The sequence below is a fragment of the Neorhizobium tomejilense genome (assembly GCF_964254135.1).
Taxonomy (GTDB): Bacteria; Pseudomonadota; Alphaproteobacteria; order Rhizobiales; family Rhizobiaceae; genus Neorhizobium; species Neorhizobium tomejilense.
On the sequence record NZ_CAXUSO020000001.1, the window covers coordinates 3,813,574 to 3,836,345 of the forward strand.

Annotated in this window: 17 protein-coding genes; 13 read left to right on the top strand and 4 right to left on the bottom strand. The window is 62.5% G+C overall.

All coding sequences use genetic code 11. From position 1 onward, the window contains the following. Positions 1–150: 150 nt before the first annotated feature. The 3 genes from ACSQ3G_RS18895 (at position 151) to ACSQ3G_RS18905 (ending at position 3,126) form a co-directional block, all read left to right on the top strand. On the top strand, positions 151–933 hold the full coding sequence (locus ACSQ3G_RS18895; protein ID WP_105425737.1) for a cyclase family protein: 783 nt from the start codon (positions 151–153) through the stop codon (positions 931–933). A gap of 64 nt (positions 934–997) precedes the next feature. Beyond that, positions 998–2,587, top strand: a complete 1,590-nt coding sequence (locus tag ACSQ3G_RS18900; protein ID WP_436111108.1) for a phytoene desaturase family protein — start codon at positions 998–1,000, stop codon at positions 2,585–2,587. Positions 2,588–2,616: 29 nt separating this feature from the next. Continuing rightward, complete coding sequence (locus ACSQ3G_RS18905) at positions 2,617–3,126, top strand: MarR family winged helix-turn-helix transcriptional regulator (RefSeq protein ID WP_038549831.1); 510 nt, start codon at positions 2,617–2,619, stop codon at positions 3,124–3,126. Positions 3,127–3,131: 5 nt separating this feature from the next. On the opposite strand, the gene ACSQ3G_RS18910 is transcribed toward ACSQ3G_RS18905, so the two are convergent. From ACSQ3G_RS18910 to ACSQ3G_RS18925, 4 genes are all read right to left on the bottom strand, one after another. Continuing rightward, positions 3,132–4,502 (bottom strand): virulence factor family protein, encoded by a 1,371-nt coding sequence (locus tag ACSQ3G_RS18910; protein WP_436111109.1) that lies wholly within the window; start codon positions 4,500–4,502, stop codon positions 3,132–3,134. Then, the gene (mprF, locus tag ACSQ3G_RS18915; RefSeq protein WP_436111110.1) at positions 4,499–7,081 is read right to left on the bottom strand and encodes a bifunctional lysylphosphatidylglycerol flippase/synthetase MprF; all 2,583 of its coding nucleotides are present in this window, start codon (positions 7,079–7,081) and stop codon (positions 4,499–4,501) included. The genes ACSQ3G_RS18910 and mprF overlap by 4 nt, the downstream gene beginning before the upstream one ends. A gap of 100 nt (positions 7,082–7,181) precedes the next feature. Next, positions 7,182–8,729: an indolepyruvate oxidoreductase subunit beta family protein gene (locus ACSQ3G_RS18920; RefSeq protein WP_436111111.1), complete on the bottom strand. Its 1,548-nt coding sequence runs from the start codon at positions 8,727–8,729 to the stop codon at positions 7,182–7,184. 3 nt (positions 8,730–8,732) lie between these two features. Continuing rightward, positions 8,733–10,889 carry a thiamine pyrophosphate-dependent enzyme gene (locus tag ACSQ3G_RS18925; RefSeq protein ID WP_436111112.1) on the bottom strand — a complete coding sequence of 719 codons (2,157 nt, stop codon included), beginning with the start codon at positions 10,887–10,889 and terminating at the stop codon, positions 8,733–8,735. A gap of 297 nt (positions 10,890–11,186) precedes the next feature. Between ACSQ3G_RS18925 and ACSQ3G_RS18930 the strand changes: the two genes are divergently transcribed. The 10 genes from ACSQ3G_RS18930 to argE all read left to right on the top strand — a co-directional run bounded on the left by ACSQ3G_RS18930 (position 11,187) and on the right by argE (position 22,770). Further along, the gene (locus ACSQ3G_RS18930) at positions 11,187–13,532 is read left to right on the top strand and encodes a bifunctional salicylyl-CoA 5-hydroxylase/oxidoreductase (RefSeq protein ID WP_436111113.1); all 2,346 of its coding nucleotides are present in this window, start codon (positions 11,187–11,189) and stop codon (positions 13,530–13,532) included. A 10-nt stretch (positions 13,533–13,542) separates the two neighbouring features. Further along, entirely contained in the window at positions 13,543–14,340 is a 798-nt protein-coding gene (locus tag ACSQ3G_RS18935) for an SDR family NAD(P)-dependent oxidoreductase (RefSeq protein ID WP_436111114.1), read from the top strand. 42 nt (positions 14,341–14,382) lie between these two features. Next, positions 14,383–14,829 carry a cupin domain-containing protein gene (locus tag ACSQ3G_RS18940; RefSeq protein ID WP_247038825.1) on the top strand — a complete coding sequence of 149 codons (447 nt, stop codon included), beginning with the start codon at positions 14,383–14,385 and terminating at the stop codon, positions 14,827–14,829. 58 nt (positions 14,830–14,887) lie between these two features. Continuing rightward, positions 14,888–15,730, top strand: coding sequence for an enoyl-CoA hydratase family protein (locus tag ACSQ3G_RS18945; RefSeq protein WP_436111115.1), 843 nt, complete (start codon positions 14,888–14,890; stop codon positions 15,728–15,730). Continuing rightward, positions 15,730–16,905 (top strand): acyl-CoA dehydrogenase family protein, encoded by a 1,176-nt coding sequence (locus tag ACSQ3G_RS18950; protein ID WP_436111116.1) that lies wholly within the window; start codon positions 15,730–15,732, stop codon positions 16,903–16,905. Before ACSQ3G_RS18945 ends, ACSQ3G_RS18950 begins: the two co-directional genes overlap by 1 nt. An 8-nt stretch (positions 16,906–16,913) precedes the next feature. After that, positions 16,914–17,345 carry an acyl-CoA thioesterase gene (locus ACSQ3G_RS18955; protein ID WP_436111117.1) on the top strand — a complete coding sequence of 144 codons (432 nt, stop codon included), beginning with the start codon at positions 16,914–16,916 and terminating at the stop codon, positions 17,343–17,345. Continuing rightward, positions 17,323–17,718 carry a RidA family protein gene (locus ACSQ3G_RS18960; protein ID WP_151045073.1) on the top strand — a complete coding sequence of 132 codons (396 nt, stop codon included), beginning with the start codon at positions 17,323–17,325 and terminating at the stop codon, positions 17,716–17,718. Before ACSQ3G_RS18955 ends, ACSQ3G_RS18960 begins: the two co-directional genes overlap by 23 nt. A gap of 8 nt (positions 17,719–17,726) precedes the next feature. Then, positions 17,727–19,688 carry a 3-hydroxyacyl-CoA dehydrogenase NAD-binding domain-containing protein gene (locus ACSQ3G_RS18965; RefSeq protein WP_436111118.1) on the top strand — a complete coding sequence of 654 codons (1,962 nt, stop codon included), beginning with the start codon at positions 17,727–17,729 and terminating at the stop codon, positions 19,686–19,688. 323 nt (positions 19,689–20,011) lie between these two features. Beyond that, entirely contained in the window at positions 20,012–21,616 is a 1,605-nt protein-coding gene (locus tag ACSQ3G_RS18970) for an ABC transporter substrate-binding protein (protein ID WP_436111119.1), read from the top strand. After that, on the top strand, positions 21,616–22,770 hold the full coding sequence (argE, locus tag ACSQ3G_RS18975) for an acetylornithine deacetylase (protein ID WP_436111120.1): 1,155 nt from the start codon (positions 21,616–21,618) through the stop codon (positions 22,768–22,770). Before ACSQ3G_RS18970 ends, argE begins: the two co-directional genes overlap by 1 nt. Positions 22,771–22,772: the final 2 nt, after the last annotated feature.

A 22,772-nucleotide genomic window follows, 5' to 3' on the forward strand; every position in this document is an offset into this window, starting at 1 on the left:
CACGGAAATTTGCTCGACGCAGCCCCACCCAATTGCTTGTATCCTCATATTTTCTGCAATAGGCTCCCTCATCGGTTAGCGGCATCCGGAGAGGAAAACCGGCTGCTGCCCGGCTTAACGAAACCGGTCATTCAAGGGGAACCCGGCACCATGTCTTCCAGCACGCTCACCAGTCTCGCTTCCGCTCTTCTCTCCGGCTCGGTCAAGGTCGTGGACCTGACGGCGCCGCTCGGGCCGGACACCCCCGTTCTTTACCTGCCGCCGCAGTTCGGCAAGAACACGCCGAAGGTCGCCGTCCACACGATCTCCGAATATAACGAGGACGGGCCGTTCTGGGCCTGGAACTGGCTGGAGCTCGGCGAGCACACCGGCACCCATTTCGATGCGCCCTGTCATTGGATCACCGGCAAGGACAAACCGAACAACACCACCGACACCATCCCGCCGCAGAATTTCGTGGCGCCGGTCAATGTCATCGACCGCTCCAGGGAAGCGGCAGAAAACCCGGATTATCTGCTGACCGTCGACAGCATCAAGGAATGGGAAGCCGAGCACGGCGCGATCGAGGCCGGCAGCTGGGTGCTGATGCGCTCCGACTGGTACAAGCGCAACGGCTCGACCGACACCTTCCTGAATGCCGACGAGAACGGCCCGCACTCTCCCGGCCCGACCGCCGAAGCGATCCAATACCTGATTTCGAAGGACATTATCGGCTGGGGCCAGGAAACCATCGGCACCGATGCCGGTTCGGCCGGCGGCATGAACCCGCCTTTCCCCGCCCATAACCTCATGCACGGCGCCGGCAAATACGGCCTCGCATCGCTATCGAACCTCGACCAGCTGCCGCCGAAGGGCGCCGTGCTGATCGCCGCACCGCTGAAGCTCGTCAAGGGCACCGGCTCGCCGGTCCGGGCGCTGGCTCTGATCGCCTGATCCGATCAAAGGGCCGGACCGGGAGGTTCCGGCCCTTTCTGTATCCAGCAGGAAGACCGGTGGCATGGCGGATTTCGACTATATCATCGTCGGCAGCGGCATCAACGCGCTGGTCGCCGCCGCCATGCTCGGCAAGAAGGGCAAGAAGGTCCTCGTCCTGGAGCGCAGCGACCGCATAGGCGGCTGCCTGCGCACGGAAGAGATCACCGAGCCCGGCTTCATCCACGACGTGATGGCCACCACCATGGTGCTGTTCCTCACGTCTCCCGCCTATGCCGCGCTCGGCAAGGACCTCGAAGCCCGAGGCCTGGAATTCGCCCATGCCGACCTGCCGACCGGGGTGCTGCGGCCGAACGGTTCTTCCGTCGTCTTCTCAAAAGATCGCCAGCGCAATATCGCCACCTTCGAGGCACTCGCGGCCGGCGACGGCAAGACGTTCGACAAGGAAATGAATGCGCTCGGCGCCGATGCCGCCTTCCTGTTTTCGCTGCTCGGCGGCGCGCTGTGGTCCGGCACCACATTGAAGACGGTCGCCAGGCAGGGGTGGGGCAAAGGCCTGCGCCAACTCGCCGCCTGGTTCGGCGATGCGCTGACACCAGCGCGCGGCTACCTGGAAACCACCTACAAATCCGAGGCCGCGCACGCCCTCTGGGCACCCTGGGTCCTGCATTGCGGCCTGGCGCCGGAAAGCGCCTATTCGGCCGAAATGCTGAAAGTCATCGGTTTTGCAATCGAGCTCGCCGGCTGCCCGATCGTCAAGGGCGGCGCTGCCAACCTCGTCACGGCCTTCGAGCGACTGATCGCGGATCAGGGCGGCGCGATCCGTACCGGTGCGGACGTCGAACGCATTGTTGCCGGCCCAGGCAACAGGGTCGCCGGGGTGAGGCTTGCAAGCGGCGAGACGATCGACGCTAAAGCCGGCGTGGTCTGCTCCACGACACCGAACCAGATCTATGACCGGCTGCTCAAGGACTGGCCGCAGCCCGCACCGGCTGAAATCCGGGAAGGCGTCGCCCGCTATCGCTACGGTAAGGGCAACATGCAGATCCACTACGCCCTCTCCGCACCGCCGCGCTGGAAGGGCGATCCGGAACTCGGCAAGGTGGCGCTGCTGCACCTGACATCCGGTCTCGACGGCGTCTCGCGCGCCACCAACGAATGCGAACGCGGGCTGCTGCCCGCCGAGCCAACCGTCTGCGTCGGCCAGCCCGCCAGCTTCGATCCTTCGCGCGTGCCGGACGGCAAGTCGATACTCTGGCTGCAGCTTCCCGAAGCGCCGCGCTTTATCAAGGGCGATGCGGCCGGTGAGATCGCCGCACCTGCCGACGGCCGCTGGACCGATGGGCTGCGCGAACTTTATGCCGACCGCGTCGAGGCTCTGCTTTCCCGCCACATCGAGAATTTTGCCGAGATCAAGCTCGCCCGCCGCGCCTACTCGCCGGCCGATCTGGAGGCGATGAACATGAACCTCGTTGGTGGCGATCCCTATGGCGGCTTCTGCGGGCTCGACCAGTTTTTCCTCTGGCGGCCCTTCAAGTCGTCTGTTAACCACCGCACCCACGTGCCGGGCCTTTATCATATCGGCGCCTCGACCCATCCGGGACCGGGGCTTGCCGGGGGCTCCGGCTTTCTGCTCGCATCGTCGTTGCGTTGAAACGACGTGGTCTAGGAGACATGGATTTCATGGCAGAACGGTTTTCAGGCGTGGTGCTGCGCTGGCATCAGGAGGGCGATCAGGAAAATCGGCCGACCATGGGCGAGATCGGCCTCAACCATTTCGCACCCTACCTGATGAACCGCATCATCTCCCGCTGGAACTCCAACATGGCGGAGGAACTGCGCGAATACGACCTGTCGACCGCCAAGATGCGCACGCTCGCCGTCCTCAGCGTCTCCGCTTCGCTCACCATCAACGAGCTCTCCGTGTTCGCCGTCATCGAACAGTCGACCATGAGCCGTACGCTCGATTCCCTCGAAGACCAGGGTTACATCCGCCGCACGCCGCGGGCCGAGGACATGCGCATCCGCGATGTGACGATCACCGAGGAAGGCCGCGCCGCCTTTGGGCGCTTCTGGCCGACCATGTACGATTCACTGCTGCGGATGTTCGACGGCATCGACGAGGAGGAATACCGGGCGTTCACGGGCACGCTTCACAAGATCCTCCTCAACATCCGCAAGCACGAGATCTGATCGGTCTATTTCGTCAGTCGTGTCTGAAGGCTGTCGCGGATGCGCTTGCCCAGCGCCTGGTAGTTCTCGTCGAAATGATGTCCGCCCTCGATCGGCACGACTTCGACGCCCTTGTCCTTCAGCGTCGGGCAGGGATCGTCGTCCTCATCGGTGCCGTAGACGCACTGGATGAACTTCGGATCAATCTTGACGATATCGGTCATCGGATCGCCGCCCTTGCCGTCGCCTGAGACGCCAAGCCAGCCGGTCACGGAAATCTCGTAGTCCACTTCATGCGACAGGCCGAGCAGCGTGATCTGCTTGACGCGAGCCCGGTCCTCGGCCGGCAGGAGGTTGTAGGTGGCGGGCAGTACATCGGCGCCGAACGAATAACCGACCAGCAACACGTTCTGAACGCCCCATTGCCGGCGATAATGTTCGATGATCTTGGCCAGGTCATCCGCCGTCGCTTGGGGGCTGCGCTCGGACCAGAAATACCGCAGCGAATCCAGCCCTATCGTCGGGATCCCCTGGGATTGCAGATAGCCCCCCACTTCGCTGTCGAGGTCTCGCCACCCGCCATCGCCGGAAAAGATCACCGCCATCGTGTTCATGGCCGGCTTGGCTTCGAGCACGTTCAGCGGCAGGTCGAGCGGCTGGTTGGTCCGGCCCGCGGCAGCGATGCGAGCGGCAAGCGCCTGGGAGAGCGCCACATCGGAAGTCTCGCTGGAATTGCTGAGCTCGACCTCGGGGTGATCCTGTTTCAGGCGAAGGCCATGTGCCTTGCCGGCGGTATCGGCGGTCGGGGAGGAAATGATCGTCACGACGGCCGGCAGAGCGCCATCGTCGAAACCATAGACCGTGCGATTGCCGACCTTCTGCTTGGAAGCCGGCGTGCAGAGTTCCTTGGCAAGCGGGACGCCGGCCAACGGATCGACCGCAATCGCCTCCTCGATCGTCGCATTCGGGCTCTGGGAGATCATCGCCAGCGCCAGCGCGCCACCCTCTCCGATGCCGGCGACGATCGGGTGGCGGTATTGCGTGTTGCCGATCCGTCGCTGCACCTGCTGCGAGACGTCCTCGATATCGGAAACCATATAGATGCAGTCGCCGTCATCGGCGGCCAGCGACTTGATATAGGAGGGGAAATCGATGCCGACCACGGCGGCACCGGCAGCGAGCAGCTTCTGCGCCTCCGTGTCCTCCCGAGCCCCCCAGCCCTGCCCGCCTGAAATCAGGAAGACGATGCCTTCGAGCTCGCTGCCATTGTTCGGCACGAGGATGCGCGGCTGCGGAATAAGGCCCGTATGGTAATCCTGCTGATCCTGGGCAGCCGCCATCGGGGCACCGGACAGCAGCGCCGCAAACACGACAGCAAGAAAACGCAGATACATCATTTACCAACCACTCCCCTCAAGCCGCCGCCGATCAGGAGCGTCGCGTCCATCATCACGATGGCGGGGCTGACGCCCCCTGCCACAGCCAGATAACGGGGCTCCCAGGCGGGATGAAACTTCGACTTGAAAGCCTTCAACCCTTTGAAATTGTAGAACCGTTCACCGTGCTCGAAAACAACGCTGCCGATCCTGTCCCAGGCGAGTGCCGCCTCGCGTGTGGACATGCCGGAAAGCGGCGCCATGCCGAGATTGAAATGTCCATAACCTGCATCGCGGAGATATTCCATAATCTTCACGAACAGGAAATCCATGGAGCCCTTCGGCGCGTCCGGCATGAAGCGCATCAGATCGACGGTGCCTTCGTATTTCGTGTCGGTGAGCGACAGCGTCGCGAAGGCGACGATACGATCTTCCTTCTTGAGCACCGCGACCGGCTGGGCACTGACATAGTCATCCCGGAAAGCGCCGAGCGAGAAGGTCTTTTCGCGCGTGTTGTGATCTTCGAGCCAGGCATCGGAAACGCGCCGGAGGTCTTCGATATGCGCCATCACATCCGGCTGCTCGATGACCGAAAACTCCAGCCCCTCGCGCGCACCTTTGTTGACGGCCTGACGAAGCCCGGCCAGCCGGCCGCCCTTGAGGTCGAAGCTGGACAGATCGACGATCGCCAATTCACCGAGCTTGAAGGCCCTGAGGCCTGCGTCGGCGCAGTGCGAAAGGAGACTGGGCGAAATCTGATAGAGCACGGCGCGGCCGCCTCGAGCCCGGGCTTCCTCGACGAAACGCCAGACGAGATCGGCTGTCTCCTCCTGCGGCCCGACCGGATCGAAAAGCGCAATCCAGGAGCGGCCCTGGATGCCGTACATGATGAAGGCATTGCCGCTCTCGGAGAACATCAGCCGCTTGTCGCCCATCCGGACGAGGTTGGCATCGGCATTATCCTGGGCCATGACGAGCTGGATCGCCCGCTCGAGATCGTCCGCCGTGGACAGTGCCGAACGTCGGGCCGCCGGCCGCAACAGGCTGAACACCGAGATTGTCGCCGCAAAAATCGCAAGGCCAAGGACCGCGCGCAATCCGCGCGGTGCTTCCTCGGAAAACTCGAACTGCCACCAGAGTTCGCGGCTGTAATCCACTTCGCGATAGACGAAGAGCAGCACCGTGATCGCCGCGGCCACGACGATGAACATGGCGGCGATCCAGCTCGGCGTCAGCACCTGCCCGAACAGCGACGCCCGGCGTTTGAACTGCTTGGCACTGAGGAGCAGGCTGATCAGCAGGATGATCAGGAACGTCGCCTCGAAAAGCGCGATCGCCCGCATGAAGGCGAAAACCAGCGCCAGAGAGGTGCAGACCATGGCGGTCCACCACGCCCCGTCCAGCCGCTGGCCGATGCCGCGCGCCGCGACGAACAGCAGGAGGCCGAGGATGCTGGAAAGGAAATGCGCGCCTTCGAACACCGGCAGCGGCAGGTAGTTGCCAAGAAAATTGATGTCGGAATCCGGCGTCGGCGTCACGCTCGAGAAGATCAGCATTGCGCCGGCGATCATCGAGAAGGTCGCCAGAAGCGGCGGCGCGAGGCGGAATTCAAGCTTTCGAAGCGTCGATGCGATGGGGTGATGGGCAAGTTGGCGAATTTCGACGCCGATTACCACCAGCGTTGCGATGAGCAGCGGCAGGACATGATAGATGACGCGGTACAGGACAAGGCTGCCGAGCACTTCATCGAGGCTGACCGTATTGCCGAGCGCCGCGACGATCACCGTCTCGAAGACGCCGAGACCGGCCGGTACATGACTGAGGACACCGAGGCCAACGGCGGTCGCATAGATCGCCAGGAAGGACGGCCAGCCAATTTCCGTCTGCGGCAGAAGCACGTAGAGGACCGAGGCGGAGGCGGCGACATCAAGCGCCGTGATCAGGAATTGCTGCGAGGACGTACGGCTGTCCGGCAGGCGGATGCTCAAGCGTCCGACGGATACCGTCCGTCCGCCCCGCCCGAGGATCAAAAGAGCGATGAGCACGAGGATGATCACGATCGCGCCGGCGCGAACCCACATGCCGTCGATATCGAGGATTGCTCCTATCCTCGGCGCCGTGACCAGCGACGCGAGCGCGGTGACTGCCAGAAGCCCGATGCCGAAGGCGAGCGTCACGAACGCGATGACGCGGCCGATGTCGTCCGGCGAAAGCCCCAGGCGCGAATAGGCGCGGAACCGGATCGCCCCGCCGCTGAGGGCTCCGAAACCGGCCGTGTTGCCGACCGCATAGGCGCTGAAGGCGGTGATCGCCACAGGCACGAAAGGCAGCGTCCGGCCGATATAGGTGATCGCGTTGATGTCGTATCCGACCAGCGCTGCGAAACTCAATGCCGTGAAGAAAACCGCAAGGCCGATCGAAGTCCAGCGCGTATTGGCAAGCGCCTCGATGACGTCGTCGTAGCTGACCTCGTTGGTGAGGTTGTAGATGGCAAATGTCGTGAACGCGAAAACCGCCAGCGCCGCCAGGGCGATGAGGTAAGGACGGTACGTCTCAAGGATGTCTCGAAAGCGACTTGGCTGACGAACCGTGGATTCCATGGGGGCTGCCGGTGCTGGAAAAATTACGCATCTAGAGTTTGGTCAGATGCGCAGCAAAAGCAACGGGATCGCGGCTATAATGTGTCTTTATGCTTAAAACCTAAAGCGTCGAGACCGTCTTCAACGCACCGTCGAGAGCAATGCCGCTTTCGTCCAGAAGGGCCGCCTGACGCAGGCGTTTCATCCAGGCCGCGCCGTCTTCCCGATCTCTCAGGCTCGTCAGCGCCGACATCACCCGGTCGAACTTCGAGAGCCCGCGTGCATGGGTATCGGAATAACCCTTCACCAGCCGGCGATTGTTGATCACTTCCACCGCGAGATCATAGTTCCGCGGAAGCAGCGAGGTTGCCGCATCGAGCCAGGCTTCGCGATGTTCGGTTTCGCGTGAGTGACGCAGCGTACCACGACGGGTGCGGCGCAAGGCTGCCAGCGTGTAGAGCGTCAGGAACCAGAACAGCGTGCCGGTCTGCACCCGGCGGCCCTTGTTGATGCGGCGGTCGAGCCAGGCAAAGACCTTTGGGCGGTTTTCGACCCAGAGACCGAGCCGCTTCGGCATGGTCCCGACGACCTCTTCCATGCGCGGATGCATGTATTCGGTCATGTAGAGGATCTGGTCCTGCTTGACGCCGACTTCCTTGGCGACCCGATTGAAGCGGGTGCCGCGGGTCTTGAGGTCCGCGACGCGGATGACATCGTCATAAGCCATGGCGACGGCGACATATTTCGCCGACTGGACGGTGAAAGCATAGTCGCGATCCCCGCCGCCATTGGCACGGTCGAGGGCATAGAGTTTGCCGACCCGATCGAGATATTCGCCGGCATAGGCCGGATCCTGGAAATCCGTGAGCTTCTTGACGCCTGCAAACAGTAGCGGCCAGGCGACTTCCGGAAATTCGGCGCGCAGGCGGTGCACCAGCCGGTCGAGATCCGGATGGCCGGCGGTTTCAGGCATGACGTCGAAACGTTTCGGCGCCATCGCGACCACTTCGTCGCGCGGCTTGGTTTTCGCCCGCTCATAGGCGGCATTGAAAGCCCTGAGGCTGGGCTCGATGCCCTTGCCGCCGCCGCGAATTATCGCCTCGAAGGCTTCCTTCGGGAAAGGCAGCACGTCGGCCGCCGCAAGCGCGCCGAACATCGAGGCGGAAATCACGCTACCGTTTTTCGTCGCCAGCGTGTCCATGTCGAAGGCGATAGTGCGCCTGGCGGCGAAATCGGTCGCACCAACCACCACGGTCGGATCGCCGATGCCGTTGCCCGGCTTTTCCTTTTCGCCGACCGCGAAGGAACGGTGCGTCGAGGCGATCAGCGTGGTCTTGTCCGGCGTCACCAGACCGCGCAACACCGAGCGGCCGGCTTCCATCAGCTCGGCGGCCAGCACGACATCCACATCGCCCGGCGTCGGCATCAGCGAGAAGATCGGCAACACGCCATCGCGGGCGGGCAGCATCTCAATGTAATAGATCGTCGCGCCGGTCCGCTGGGCAACGCCCGGCACCGAGGTCGACTGCGCCATCCAGCCCTGCTCCTCGGCAAGGCCGACGATCCAGTCGGCCAGCACGCCGCCGCCCTGGCCGCCCATGGCCATGATCGCCAGCGTCAGCGGCTTGTCGGAAGCGTAGAGCGTCTTGAGGTTCACGGTCTCGTTCATCGATCAAGCCTCCGCGAAAACGACGCGGCCAGCAGCGCGGCGGGCCTGCAGCCAGCCGATCACCGAGCTACGGAATTTCGAGAGGAACTTGTCCCAGCCGGTCGGATTCATGATCACATCGGCGCGATAGAATGAAGGACAGAGAACGGCCGCCTCGGAAACCTCGCCGCAATTGCCGCAGCCGACGCAGCTGTTGTCGATCGCCGCGACCGGATCGTCCTTCAGCGGATCATCCGTGTGTTTCACCGACAGCGACGGGCAGCCGGAAAGCCGGATGCAGGCGTGATCGCCGGTGCAGACGTCCTCGTCCACCCCGAAACGCTCCTTCACCATCCGCTTGCCGTCCTTGACCGCCTGGTTGAACTGCGGCTTTACCCGGCGCTGCTTGTTCAGCATGCATTCGGAAGAGGCGACGATGATCTTCGGCCCCTTCTCCTTGCTCGTCAGCGCTTCCTTCAGCGTGTCGCGCATCTTGGCGACGTCATAGGTCCGATCGATCTGGCGCACCCAGGTAGCGCCGATGCCCTTTACCGCGTTGACGATCGAATTGTTGGTCTTGCGGTTCGGGTTGATAGCCCGTGACGACAGGATGTCCTGGCCGCCGGTTGCCGCCGAATAGAAATTGTCGACGACGAGGATGACGCCGTCCTGCTTGTTGAACACCGCATTGCCGACCGAGGTCGCAAGGCCGTTGTGCCAGAAACCGCCGTCGCCCATGACCGCGATCGAGCGCTTGTCCGCCTCGACATTGAACGCGGAAGCGGAAGCCGGGCCGAGACCATAACCCATCGTCGTGCCGCCGATATTGAAGGGCGGCAGGATCGAGAACAGATGGCAGCCGATATCCGCTGAGACGTGGTGTTCGCCGAGCTCCTTTTCGACCAGCTTCATGGCCGCAAAGATCGGTCGCTCCGGGCAGCCGGTGCAGAAGCCAGCGGGACGCTGCGGCACGACTTCGGCCAGCGCCTTCACCTTGGGATCGTTGAGAACATCGCTCGGATCCGGCACCGGCGGCTGGTTGCCGAGCAGCAGGCGATCGTACATCTCGATGAAGGTCTTCAACCCCTTCATCATCACAGGAGCGGTATATTCGCCGCCGAGCGGGAGAATGTCCTTGCCGTGCAGGCGGGTCTGGATATCACGGCGGCGCATCAGCGTATGGAGCGTCTGCTCGACATATTCCGGCGCGCCCTCTTCCACCATGATCACGGCCTTCTTGCCGAGACAGAATTCGACCACTTCGTCGTCGATCGTCGGGTAGGCGACGTTCATCACATAGATCGGCACCGACGAGTTGCCGTAGACATCGGCCAGACCCAGCTGCTGCAGGCCGCGCATGACGCCGTTGTAGAGACCGCCAAGCGTGATGATGCCGATCTCGCCTTCTTCGGGCCCGAAATGCTCGTTGAGCTTCCTTTCCTTGATGAAGTTGACGGCAGCCGGCCAGCGGCGTTCCAGCTTGTCCTTCTCCTGCCCGAAATTCGCCGGCGGCAGGACGATGCGGTTGACGTCGCGGACCGGGTTTTCGAGCGCCTGGCGCAGCGTGAATTTTGGCCGCTGGTTATCCTTGGTAACGAACTGGCCATGCACGTGACAGGCGCGGATGCGCACTTCGAGCATGACGGGCGTATTCGAAGCTTCGGAAAGCTGGAAACCATCCTCGACCGCCTGGACCATCGACGGCAGGTTCGGCCGCGGATCGAGCAGCCACATCTGCGATTTCATCGCAAACGCATGGCTGCGCTCCTGCATGATCGACGAACCTTCGCCAAAGTCTTCGCCGAGAATGATCAGCGCACCGCCGTTGACCCCGCCGGAGGAAAGGTTGGAAAGCGCGTCGGAGGCGACATTGGTGCCGGCCGTCGATTTCCAGGTCACGGCGCCGCGTACCGGATACATCACCGAGGCAGACAACATCGCCGCCGCTGCGGCTTCAGAAGCCGAGGTCTCGAAATGAACGCCAAGATCCTCCATGATGTCCTTGGCGTCAGCCAATACGTCCATCAGATGCGAGATCGGTGAACCCTGGTAACCGCCGACATAGGAAACGCCGGATTGCAGCAGCGCCTTGGTGATGGCGAGAATGCCTTCCCCACGAAAAATCTCGCCTTCTCCAAGCTTGAGATCCTCGACTTCGCGCGCAAAAGATCGCTCGGCCATGGCAGTTCCCCTTCGCCTTGTCGGCTTCAATCTATAATCATTTGCAAAAGCATATTTTCGGCAGCCGCCATTTGTCAATTCACAAATGCCGGCAGAACAGCAAGTACTGCCGTGACCGAACATCGTGCAAGACAGAGAGGCGAGCGACAGCCATCAATATATATGCTGATGCATATTATTTGGTCGATCCCGGACGAAAACTGCCGGAACCGCCGCAAATCCGCTTGACGGGTCGATCAAACGCCATATAGTTTAAACTTAAAATAATGAGCGACTGAACGTCAGGAGGACTTGGATATGCGCATCGTCTGTATCGGTGGCGGCCCGGCCGGTCTCTATTTCGCGCTCCTGATGAAGAAGCTGCATCCCGAGCATTCCATTTCCGTCGTCGAACGCAACAAGCCTTACGACACATTCGGCTGGGGCGTGGTCTTCTCTGACGCCACGATGGTGTCGATGAAGGCGTGGGACCCGGAGAGCGCGGCCGAAATCGAGGATGCCTTCAACCACTGGGACGATATCGAGCTGCTGTTCAAGGGCACGCGCCAGCGCACCTCCGGCCACGGCTTTGTCGGCATCGGCCGCAAGAAGCTCTTGAACATCCTGCAGCGCCGCTGCGAGGCGCTCGGCGTCGAGCTTGTTTTTGAAACCGATTCCAATGGCGATGTCGATTATCCGGATGCGGACCTGATCATTGCGTCGGACGGCTTCAACTCGAAGATCCGCAACCGTTATCCGGAGGTCTTCGAGCCGGATCTCGTCGTGCGTCCGAACCGCTATATCTGGCTCGGCACCAACAAGCTCTTCGACGCCTTCACCTTCGACTTCCGCAAGACGGATCATGGCTGGTTCCAGGCGCATATCTACAAGTTCGACGACAAGACCTCGACCTTCATCGTCGAAACGACGGAAGAGGCTTACGAAAAGCACGGCCTCGGCCAGATGGACCAGCAGGGCTCGATCGATTTCTGCCAGGACCTGTTCTCGGAAGTCCTCGAAGGCTCCGAACTGATGACCAATGCCCGGCATCTGCGCGGCAGCGCCTGGCTCAACTTCAACCGCCTGATCTGCGGCAAGTGGAGCCATTTCAACGGCAATTCGCATGTCGTGCTGATGGGCGACGCCGCCCATACCGCCCATTTCGCGATCGGCTCCGGCACCAAGCTCGCGATCGACGACGCGATCGAGCTCAGCAACCAGTTCAATAAGCTCGGCCATTCCAAGGACAAGATCCCGGAAGTCCTCGAAACCTACGAGGAAATCCGCCGCGTCGACGTCGCCCGCATCCAGAATGCCGCCCGCAACGCCATGGAATGGTTCGAAGTGGTCGGCCAGCGTTATGCCGATACGCTGGAGCCGGAGCAGTTCATGTATTCGATGCTGACCCGCTCGCAGCGCATCAGCCACGAAAACCTGCGCCTGCGCGATCCCAAATGGCTGGAAGGTTACGAGCGCTGGTTCGCCAGGAAAAACGGCATCGAGGTGACCGGCAACGGCCGCACCCTGCCGCCGATGTTCACGCCCTATTCGCTGCGCGAAACCCATCTGCCGAACCGCATCGTCATGTCGCCGATGGCCATGTACTCCGCCAGGGACGGGCTGCTGGACGATTTTCATCTGGTCCACCTCGGCTCCCGTGCGCTCGGCGGCGCCGGCCTCGTGTTTGGGGAAATGACCTGCGTCTCGCCCGACGCTCGCATCACCCCCGGCTGCCTCGGCCTCTGGAACGAGCGGCAGGCGGCCGCCTGGAAACGCTTCGTCACCTTCGTGCATGACAATTCCGCCGCCAAGGTCGGCATCCAGCTGGGACACGCCGGCCGCAAGGGTTCGACCAAGATCGCCTGGGAGGGTATCGACCAGCCGATCGAAGAAGGTGGCTGGCCGCTGATCTCGGCTTCGGCGCTCCCCTACCTCAAGACCAGCCAGATTCCGAAGGAAATGGACCGCGCCGACATGGATCGGGTGACGGCCGACCACGTCCGGGCGGCCCGATATGCGGCAGAAGCCGGCGCCGACTGGTTGGAGCTGCACTGCGCCCACGGTTATCTTCTGTCGAGTTTCCTTTCGCCGCTCACCAATATCCGCGCTGACGAATACGGCGGCGGCCACGAAAACCGCGCGCGTTATCCGCTGGAAGTCTTTAAGGCGGTCCGCGCGGTCTGGCCGCAAAACAAGCCGATTTCCGTGCGTCTCTCCTGCCATGACTGGTTCGAAGGCGGAAACACGCCGGAAGACGCGGCGATCTACGCGCGGATGTTCAAGGATGCCGGTGCCGACCTGATCGACTGCTCGTCCGGCCAGGTGTGGAAGGAAGAAAAGCCGGTCTATGGCCGCCTCTTCCAGACGCCCTTCTCCGACAAGATCCGCAACGAGATCGGTATCCCGACCATCGCCGTCGGCGCGATTTCGGAGGCCGATCATGCGAATTCGATCATCGCCGCCGGCCGCGCCGATCTCTGCGCCGTCGCCCGCCCGCATCTCGCCGATCCGGCCTGGGTTCTTCACGAGGCGGCCAAGATCGGCTTGACGGATATTCCCTGGCCAAAACAATATTATTCCGGCAAGGCGCAATACGAGACCAACCTTGCCCGTGCCGCGGCCGCCGTTGCCCCTCCGGCTGTCGGCCCGGCGGCGGCGAAATAAGGATCGCATCATGAGCGAAGCGCCCTCAGCCAGACTTGCCGACCGTCACGCCCTCGTCACCGGTGCGGGCTCGGGCATCGGCGCGGCGATCGCGACGGCGCTGGTGGAAGCCGGTGCGCTGGTCACCCTCGCCGGCCGACGAGCCGAACCTCTGGAGGCACTTGCCGCAACGCTTGGCAGGGACAAGGTCTGCGTCGCAGACGGTTTCGACGTCACCGACGAGGTGGCTATCGACAATGGCCTGAAGACGGCGCGAGCCGCGTTCGGTCCTGTCGATATCCTCGTCAACAACGCCGGCGAAGGCCCGAGCGCGCCCTTCGAAAAGACCTCGCTGGAGATGTGGAACCGCGTCATGTCGGTCGATCTCACCGGCGTATTCCTCGTGACCCAGGCCGTGCTGCCGGATCTCAAGGCTTTTGGCGCGGGCGCCCGCATCATCAACATCGCCTCGACTGCGGGGCTCACCGGCTACGCCTATGTTTCGGCCTACGTGGCCGCCAAACATGGCGTCGTCGGCCTCACCCGTTCGCTGGCGCTCGAGCTTGCGAGGACCGGCATCACCGTCAACGCCGTCTGCCCCGGCTTTACCGACACGCCGCTGATCGCCCGTTCGATCAAGACGATCGTCGCAAAGACCGGACGGACGGAAGAGCAGGCGCAACAGGAATTTACCAGGAGCAATCCGCAGGGACGGCTGGTGAAACCGGAGGAAGTCGCAGACGCCGTTCTGTGGCTGGCATCGCCCGGAGCGGCGGCGATCAACGGACAGGCAATCGCGGTTGCCGGGGGAGAAGTCATGGCAGGCTAGTCGGCCTCGGCATGAACAAGGAACAAGAACCGGGAGATCAGGATGGAACTGGAAAAGGGCATAACCGAGAATGGTAGCGGATATAACGGCACCAGCTGGAATATCCTCGGCCAGGTCTATTTCCCGAAGGCGGTCTGCGACGACACCTTCGCCTTTGAAACCAACAGTCTGCCGGGACAGTTCGTGCCTGTGCACGTCCACCCGACCCAGGACGAATTCATCCTCGTGCAGGAGGGTGAACTTGACCTGAAGCTCGACGGCCAATGGGTCAAGGCGAAGGCCGGAGATCTGGTGCGCATGCCGCGTGGCATACCTCACGGTTACTTCAACAAGTCCGACAAGCCGTGCCGGGCACTCTTCTGGGTATCACCGGCCCGCAAGCTCCGACAACTTTTCGAAGAGCTGCACGAAATGACCGACGTGGAGGAGATCGTGAAGGTTTCCGCCGCACACGAGGTGGATTTCCTGCCGCCCTCCGCCAACGACTGACCCGGGAGAGGTCCTGCCGCCCGGAAAGGACGGGCGATGAAAAGGAGAGGAGACGAACATGAGTGACGTGATGAAGGAAATGAAGCACAGTTTTCGCGACTACCAGCCGAAACATTTCCTCTGGGAAGTGAGCGAAAACGGCCGCGTCGGGACGGTTCGCCTCAATCGTCCGGAGCGCAAGAACCCGCTGACCTTCGAAAGTTATGCGGAGTTGCGCGATCTTTTTCGCGATCTCGTTTACGCCTCCGACATCCGCTCGATCGTCCTGACCGGCGCCGGCGGCAATTTCTCCTCCGGCGGCGACGTCTTCGAAATCATCGAGCCGCTGACCCATATGGCGATGCCGGACCTGCTCGCCTTCACCCGCATGACCGGCGATCTCGTCAAGGCGATGAAGAAATGCCCGCAGCCGATCGTGGCTGCGGTCGACGGCATCTGCATGGGCGCGGGCGCGATCCTCGCCATGGCCTCCGACATGCGGCTGGCGACGCCCGAAACCAAGACCGCCTTCCTCTTCACCCGCGTCGGCCTTGCGGGAGCCGACATGGGCGCCTGCGGGATCCTGCCGCGCATCATCGGCCAGGGCCGCGCCGCCGAACTTTTGTTCACCGGCCGCACGATGAACGCCCGCGAAGGCGAAGCCTGGGGCTTCTTCAATACCATCCATCCTGGTGACGTTCTCGAAGCCGAGGCCGTCAAGCTCGCCCATTCGTTGGCGGACGGTCCGTGGTTCTCGCACACGATGACCAAGACCATGCTGAACCAGGAATGGGCGATGGGCATCGAAGAGATGATCGAATCCGAAGCCCAGGCCCAGGCGATCTGCATGGCGACCAAGGATTTCCGCCGCGCCTTCGAGGCTTTTGCCGACAAGCGCAAGCCGGTCTTCGAGGGCAACTGATGGCCAACCCCACGACACTCAAAGGACCGGCACGCGATTTCCTCGACTGGCCTTTCTTCGACGACAGCCACAAGGCGCTCGCCGAAAAACTGGACGCCTTCGCCGCCTCCGGTGCGCTGAGCCATATCGACCATTCGGACACGGACGGCGCCTGCCGCGCGATCGTCAAGGCGCTCGGAAACGCCGGCCTTCTCGACGCGGCGACCGGCGCCGGCGGCAGCCAGGCTATCGACAGCCGCGCTGCCTGCCTGACCCGCGAAACGCTCGCCTGGCATGACGGCCTTGCCGATTTCGCCTTCGCCATGCAGGGCCTCGGCACCGGCGCGATCGGCCTTTCCGGTTCCGAGGAGCTTCGCCGAACCGTCCTGCCGAAAGCGCAGTCCGGCGAATGGATTTCGGCCTTCGCACTGTCGGAAAAGGAAGCCGGTTCAGATGTCGCCGCCATGGCTTGCGCTGCCCGAAAGGACGGCGACCACTATATCCTCGACGGCGAAAAGACCTGGATCTCCAACGGTGGCATCGCCGACGTCTACACGGTTTTCGTCCGCACCGGCGAGGCGCCCGGCACGCGCGGCATCTCCGCTTTCGTGGTGTTCGCCGACGATCCCGGCTTCTCGATCGCCGAGCGCATCGATGTGATCGCCCCGCATCCGCTGGCGACGATCCGCTTCGAGAACTGCCGCATCCCGGCTTCGCGCCTGCTGGGCGCGCCGGGTGAAGGCTTCAAGATCGCCATGCGGACCCTGGACATTTTACGGGCCTCCGTCGCCGCAGCCGCTCTCGGCTTTGCCAAGCGGGCGCTGGATGAGGCGCTCGCCTATGCCAAGGCGCGGCCGATGTTCGGCAATCACCTGTCCGACCTGCAACTGACGCAAGCCGCCTTCGGCGACATGGCAGCCCAGATCGATGCCGGCGCGCTGCTGACATACCGGGCCGCCTGGCGCCGCGACGTGCAGGGCCTGCCGACCACCAAGGAGGCTGCGATGGCCAAGATGGTCGCGACGGAGAACGCCCAAAGCGTCATCGACCGGGCGGTTCAGATCTTTGGCGGCCGCGGCGTGAAGAGCGGCGAGATCACCGAGAGCCTCTACCGGGAAATCCGGGCGCTGCGCATCTATGAAGGCGCGACCGAGGTCCAGAAGCTCATCATCGCCCGCGAACTGTTGAAGGCCTGAAGACGATCATGGCTTATACGACGTCCCGCCGATTGAACTTTGGAGATTGCGATCCGTCCGGCATCGCCTATTTCCCCTCCTATCTGAACATCATGGTCGGCGTTTGCGAGGAATTTTTCGGCGCGATCGGCTCGCCCTGGCCGGACATGATCAGCCGCCGCAAGATCGGCGTGCCGACCGTGACGCTGGACGTCGCGTTCAAGAGCCCTGGCTACCACGGCGATGTGATGGATTTCACCGTGAAAATAATGCGGATCGGCAACAGTTCCGCCGATCTCGAATACGAGGTGCGGGCCGGCGATCGGCTGCTCTGGACCGCCAGGCAGCGGCTGGTCGCCACATCGAATGAAACCCACAAGGCCCTACCCTGGCCCGACGATATGCGCTCAGCGCTGACACAGCATTTGGAGAAGAATAATGCACACCATCCTGCAGCCTGAAGGCTGGGCAAAACCGATCGGTTACGCCAACGGCGTCGCCGCCACCGGCCGCCAGATCTTCGTCGGCGGGCAGATCGGCTGGAACGGCCAATGCCAGTTCGAAACCGACGATTTCGTCGGCCAGGTCAAGCAGACGCTGCAGAACGTCGTCGCCGTGCTGGCCGAGGCAGGCGCCGGGCCCGAGCATATCACCACCATGACCTGGTATTTCACCGATAAGGCCGAGTATCTCGGCAACCTCAAGGGCATCGGCCAGGTCTACCGGGAAATCATCGGCAAGCACTTTCCGGCCATGGCCGCCATGCAGGTCGTGGCGCTGGTGGAAGACCGCGCCAAGATCGAAATCCAGGCGACCGCCGTCATTCCGGCCTGAGGCAGATCATGAACGAGACGATCGAATTTTCCGCCACGGTATCAACCATGACCCGCAACGGAGTTCTGGTCGTCACGATCGACAATCCGCCGGTCAACGCCACCTCTGTTGATGTCCGCAGTGGGCTTGAGAAAGCGCTCGCCCATGCCGAAACGGCCGGCGATGTGACCGGAGTCGTCGTCACCGGCGCCGGAAAGACGTTCATCGGCGGCGCCGATATCAAGGAATTCGGCAAACCGGCCATGGAGCCGACCTTGCCTGATGTCATCGAGACGATCGAAGGCCTGTCGAAGCCGGTCGTCGCAGCACTTAATGGCGCTGCACTCGGCGGCGGTCTCGAAGTAGCACTTGCCTGCCACTATCGCATCGCCTCGCCGGCTGCACAGGTCGGCCTACCGGAAGTCAAACTCGGTATCGTGCCTGGCGCCGGCGGAACGCAACGCCTGCCGCGCCTGATCGGCATTCCGGCAGCACTCGACCTGATCACCTCCGGACGTTCGGTGAAGGCCGAGGAAGCCCTGAAGCTCGGGATCATCGACGAGGTAGCCGCGGGCGATCTCGTCGAGGCCGCAATATCCGCGGCATCGGCGCTCGCCGGCAAACCTCTCCGCCGCACGGGCGAGCTGAATGTCGCCGCTGCCGATCCGGCCGACATTGAAAAAGCCTCGGCCAAGATCCTCGCCAGGGCGCGCGGCCAGAGGGCACCCGCTGAAGCTGTCCGGCTTGTCACCGCGTCCGGTCGCCCGCTTGCCGAAGGTCTGGCGGACGAACGCGCCACCTTCCTGGCACTGCGCGACAGCCGAGAGGCTGCGGCGCTGCGCCATGTCTTCTTCGCCGAGCGGGAATCCTCGAAGGTCGAGGGCCTGGAAGGCGTCAAACCTCGCCCCGTCGAGACGATCGGCATCTGCGGCCTTGGCCTGATGGGCAGCGGCATCGCCGTCGCCGCTCTTGGCGCCGGTTATTCAGTGATCGGCCTCGATCAAACGTCGGAAGCCGCTGAAAAGGGCCGCCAGCGCATCATCGGCCTGCTGGAACGCAATGTTGCCTCGGGCCGCCTCGACCAGGCCGGCTTCGAAGCCCAGAAGGCGCGGCTTTCCGTGACCGCGGAAGATATCGATCTCGCTCCCTGCGATCTCGTCGTCGAAGCCGTGTTCGACGATCTCGCGGTCAAGACCGAGCTCTTCCAGCGTCTCGACAAGGTCGTCCGCTCCGATGCCGTGCTGGCGACCAATACCAGCTACCTGAACCCGGACGAGATCGCCGCCGCGACCGCCCACCCGGAACGGGTGCTTGGCCTGCATTTCTTTTCGCCCGCCCATGTGATGCGCCTAATCGAAGTCGTGCGTTGCGCCAAGACAACGCCGGACGTGCTGGCCACGGGGCTGGCGGTCGCCAAGAAACTGCGCAAGCTGCCGGTCGTCACCGGCGTCACCGAAGGCTTCATCGGCAACCGCATCTTTTCCGCCTATCGCCGCGAAGCCGAATTCCTGCTGGAAGACGGCGCCCTGCCGCACGAGGTCGATGCTGCGCTGGAAGACTACGGTTTTCCCATGGGCCTGTTCGCCGTCTACGACATGGCCGGCCTCGAAATCGCCTGGGCCCGCCGCAGGCGGCAGGCGGCCACCCGCGATCCCTCGGCGCGCTACGTCGAAATTGCCGATACGCTGTGCGAGGCGGGTCGCCTGGGCCAGAAAACCGGCCGCGGCTGGTACGCTTATCCGGATGGCAAGCGCACCATCGACCCGGAGGTCACCGCAATCATAGAAGCCGCTCGGGCCAAAAAGAGCATCGCCCCACGCGCATTCTCGAAGGGAGAGATTGTCGAAAGGATGCTTGCCGCGATGGCTCTGGAAGGCGAGGCATTGCTGGCGGAAGGGATCGCCGCGCGAGCCAGCGATATCGACCTGGTGATGATCAATGGCTACGGCTTCCCGGCTCACAAGGGCGGCCCGATGTTTGCCAGGACTTGAGCGCCGCCAGGTGGCGTTTATGATCTAACGGGCTGAAATATCTGCAGTATCTTGATCCGCTAAAGGCTGCGGAAACGCTTTCACGTGCCCGTGTTTTACCCATCCAAAAGAGTTACGCTCATTTGATCAAACATGCTTGCATGTTTCCCTAATTCGCCTATTGTTTGCCCAAGCCTCTCAAGTAGGCATCTCCAAACAACGACAGGGAACGCTGCATGCTCGCAATTACAGAGCTCACTCCGTTGAGATATTTTAACTATAAAATATCTTCCGCATCGTTGTCCCGTATTCCGACTGTCACGTGGCGCGCTTAGGAGATCATGATGCCTTTCCCGTTTTCTGCATTCAAACGTAATATGCTGCTGGGCACCATCGCTGCAGCCGCGATTGTCGCTCCGCTTGGAAGCATGGCCCAGGCAGCGGATTTCAAGTTCGCCGGCCCGCTCGATGCCTATACGCTCGATCCCCATGCGGTTTCGAACACGCTTATCTTCGCCGTTCTTGCCAATGTCTACGAACCGCTTGTGCGCCGTAACGCCGAGCAGAAGATCGAGGCGGCACTTGCGACCGACTGGAAGCAGATCGACGGCACGACGTGGGAATTCAACCTTCGCAAGGATGTGAAATTTTCGAACGGCAATGCCTTCAATGCCGATGACGTCATCTTCTCGCTGACTCGCGGCCAGGCCGGCGGCATCAAGGCAAACCTCAATTCGATCGCTTCGATCGAGAAGATCGACGATTACAAGATCCGCATCAAGACCCGCGCCATCAATCCGATCCTGCCGAACCAGATCACCAACTGGTACATCATGGACAAGGAATGGGCCGAGGCGAACAACACCGTGCAGCCGGGCGCCGCCAACAACGCCACCGAGACCTTTGCCAACCGCAATGCCATGGGCACCGGCCCCTACGTCATCAAGGAGCGGGATCCGGGCGTGAAGACGGTCTTTGCGCCGAACCCGGGCTGGTGGGACAAGAAGACCGGCAATGTCGACAACGCGACGTTCTTCGTGATCCCCAACCCGTCGACCCGCGTATCCGCCCTCATCTCCGGCGAAGTCGACATGATCGACGGCGTGCCGCCGCAGGATGCCGAGCGCATCGAGAACGATGCAAAACTGCACATGCAGGCGGGTCCCGACCTTCGCACCATCTACATCCAGCCCGACGTCGCTCGCGACAGCCTGATCTTCGGCAGCGAAAAGACCAAGAACCCCTTTAAGGACCTGAAGGTCCGCCAGGCCATGGAACTGGCGATCGATACCGGCGCGATCCAGAAGCGTATCATGCGCAACTTCTCTGTCCCGGTCGGCCTGCCGATCGGCAAGGAAGTCAACGGTTTCGATGCGGCCCTCGGCGCGCCGGTAAAGCCCGACGTCGACAAGGCCAAGGCGTTGATGAAGGAAGCCGGCTACGAAAATGGCTTCTCCGTCACGCTCGATTGCACCAGCGACCGTTTCATGAACGACGAAGCGACCTGCCTTGCGGTCGCCGCCTCGCTCGCCCGCATCAATATCAAGGTCGATCCACGCGCCCAGCCGACCGCCAAGTGGGCGACCCAGGTCAACCCGCCGGAATACAATACCAGCATGGCGATGCTCGGTTATTCGCCAGCCACCTATGACGCACACATCTTCCTGACCTCGATCGCCGCCACCCGCGATCCCAAGAGCGGCCTCGGCGCCTTCAACATCGGCGGCTACTCCAATCCGGAAGTCGACAAGCTGATCGACCTGATCGGCAAGGAGACCGACCAGGCCAAGCGCACCGGCTATATCACCCAGGCCTTCAAGCTCATGAAGGCAGATGCCGCCTTCATTCCGCTCCACCAGTTGAACATTCTCTGGGGCGTCAAGGACAACGTCACCGTCGTCCAGCCGGCCGACCTTGCCTATCCGCTGCGTTATTTCACGGTGAAGTAATGACCATTGCATCCGATATAACGAGGCAGCTCGCCAGCCTCGTGTCTTATCCCACGGTCAGCGCCGTTTCCAACCTCGACCTGATCGAATACGTCGAAGCCCAGACCGCCCCCTTCGGCGGGCGCGTCCGGCGCTTTGCCAATCCCGAGGGTGACAAGGCAAACGTGCTGATCACGATCGGCCCGGAAGCGCCCGGCGGCATCATCTTCAGCGGCCATACGGATGTGGTGCCAACCGAAGGCCAGGCCTGGACCGGCGATCCCTGGACGCTGCGGGAGACCAACGGCCGCCTGGTCGGTCGCGGCGCGACCGACATGAAGGGCTTTCTCGCCTGCTGTCTGGCAGCCGTGCCGGGCATTGCCGCCAAGAACCTCAAGAAGCCCATCCACCTCGCCTTTTCCTATGACGAGGAGGTCGGCTGCACCGGCGTCGGCTCGATGGCCGAATGGGTGGGCCAGAGCGACCTGAAGCCGCGGCTTGCGGTCATCGGCGAAGCCACCAGCATGGACATGATCGCAGCCCACAAGGGCGGCCTGATCGGCTGGTGCCGCATCAAGGGCAAGCCCGGCCATTCCTCCCAGCCGGATCGCTATGTCAACGCCGTCATGGTCGCCGGCGACATGATCGCCGAAATCAACCGCATCCGCGAGGACATGCGCAACGGCCCGCAGTTCGAAGGGCTCGACCCGCCCTATTCGACCACTCAGGTCACCGTCATCAGGGGCGGCCTGCACGGCAATATCGTCTCGGAAAACTGCGAGTTCTTCTGGGAAATGCGCCTCATCCCGGGTCAGAACACCTATGAGGTTCTGGACCACATGAAGCGTTTTGCGGCCGAAAGGCTCGAACCGGCCATGAAGGCGATCGATCCGTCCTGCGGCATCGTCTTCGACGTCCAGGCCAGTATCCCGGGCCTCAAGCCCAATAACGACCCGACGCTCGATGCGGAACTGTTGGCGCTTCTCGGCCGCACCGAACCCCGCTATGTTTCCTATGGCACGGAAGCGGGCATCTTCCAGATCGCCGGTGTCCCCTCGGTCGTCATCGGTCCGGGCGATATCGCCGACGCTCATCAGCCGGACGAATCGGTTGCGATTTCCGAGCTCGAGAAATGCGCCGTCTTCCTCGACCGGCTCGGGGATAGCTGCTGCTAAGG